1 protein-coding gene is annotated in these 1,820 nt (G+C 36.7%); it reads right to left on the bottom strand.

Annotated features, from left to right (window positions below; translation table 11 throughout):
• Nucleotides 1-219: 219 nt before the first annotated feature.
• Nucleotides 220-1,638 (bottom strand): TolC family protein, encoded by a 1,419-nt coding sequence (locus PMI10_RS19530; protein ID WP_007810981.1) that lies wholly within the window; start codon nt 1,636-1,638, stop codon nt 220-222.
• Nucleotides 1,639-1,820: the final 182 nt, after the last annotated feature.

Genomic DNA, 1,820 nt, shown 5'->3' with positions numbered 1-1,820 from the left:
TTTAATGGGAGAACCTACGTTTGTGAAATTAATTTCACAAACGAATTAGTGGCAATTTGTTAAATTCGTGTTGTTTTTTATACTTGTGTCCAGATGGTAGGTTTTTAATCCGCGCCTTCGCGAAAGCAAATCCGTATCAGCGGACTATGATAAAAATAAAAAAACGCTGCAAAACCTAAGTACTGCAGCGTAATCTCAAAAATAAATAATTAACGGGTATTATCTCCAGCCTCCGCCCAATGCGCGATATAGTTCGGTATTGGCAGAAAGCTGCTCTCTTTTTATATTTGCCAGTTCCAGTTCACTTTGCAATAAATTTGCCTGAGCAGTGATCACTTCAAGGTACTCTGCCATTCCGTTTTTGAATAGCAAATTGGCATTTTTAATACCTAGTTGCAACGTTTTTACACGCTCTTGCAGAAAAGATTCCTGTTGTTCTAATTTCTCCACTTTTACCAAAGCATCAGACACCTCACTAACAGCTACTAAAACGGCTTGCCTGAAACTAAAAACCGCTTTTTCTCTTTCGGCTTTTGCAATATTATATTGTGTTCTTACTCTTTTATTGTTCAGTAAAGGCTGTGTTAAACCTCCGGCAACAGTTCCGAATAATGAAGCAGGAATGTTGAACCAATTGCTGGTTTCGAATGAATTGACTCCGCCCTGAGCAGTAATTCTAAGGGCAGGATACAAATCTGCTTTTGTGATTCCAACATTTGCATTTGCGGCTTTTAGGGCCAATTCGGCACTTTTTACATCTGGTCTTCTGCTTACTAATGAAGACGGAATTCCGATTGACGTATTATTTTTTACTTCAATGGCACTCAAACGAATTGTTCTTTCTTTTGAATTTGGGAATGATCCTGTCAACACACTCAAAGCATTTTCCTGAATCGCAATATTTTGCTCCAATAAGGGAACCAATTGTGCAGCAGTTAACTTTTGTGCTTCCGATTGCTGAATGGCTAATGAAGTAACTTGCCCGGCATCATACTTTAATTTGATGATATTTGTTGTACTGTCATTTAATTGCACATTTTTCCTGGCAATCTCTAATTGTGCGTCCAGCATCAAAAGGTTGTAATATCCTTTTGAAACATTGGCTACAATATTGGTCTGCAAAGCTTTTTTAACTTCCTCTGATTGAAGGTAAGTGGCATACGCCCCTTTTTTCTGACTGCGGATTTTACCCCAGATATCAGCTTCCCACGAAAGTGAAACTCCTGCCGAATAATCGTCAATGTGTTTTTGACCTAAGGCCTGATTCAGGTTCATTCCCGTAAAACTATTGTCAGACGGATTATTGGTACTTGCATTCACAAACAAATTAGCCTGAGGAACATTTCCCCATTTCGATTGTGTGAATCTGTATTGTGCAATTTCGATGTTTTTAGTCGCGATTTGCAAATCGTTATTTCTGGCGACCGCGCTGTCTATTAACTGAATAATATCTTTTTCGGTAAAGAAGTTTTTCCACTCCAAATCGCCAATACTTGAAGTATCAGTTGAAACCGATGCATTCCTGAAATTCTCAGGAAATGCATCTTTTGGAGTTTCAATATCCTTGGAAACTTTACAGGATATTACGGTGATGATCAAAATGGTGATCATCACGATTTTGGTTATATTTTTTTTCATTAGTCTTTTTATTAAATTTCTTTACCCGTAGGGTGTAATTATTTTCAACACATAGAAACATAGTTTTTTGAAGATTTAAAAAAGGAGTTTCACTAATTTAAATGCACATAGCTTGTCTATGCGAAAGAAATGTATTTCTTTTTTTGTATTTTTTTTTGAAATAAATACTATGTTTCTATGTG

The sequence above is a fragment of the Flavobacterium sp. CF136 genome, from assembly GCF_000282055.1.
In the GTDB taxonomy this organism is placed as follows: domain Bacteria; phylum Bacteroidota; class Bacteroidia; order Flavobacteriales; family Flavobacteriaceae; genus Flavobacterium.
The sequence above is the reverse complement of the archived record's forward strand: the minus strand, read 5'-3'. Positions and strand labels throughout refer to the sequence as shown.

What these genes read in the sequence shown, in the direction of transcription:
- PMI10_RS19530 (WP_007810981.1), bottom strand. Translation starts at nt 1,638, where the DNA reads ATGAAAAAAAATATAACCAAAATCGTGATGATCACCATTTTGATCATC.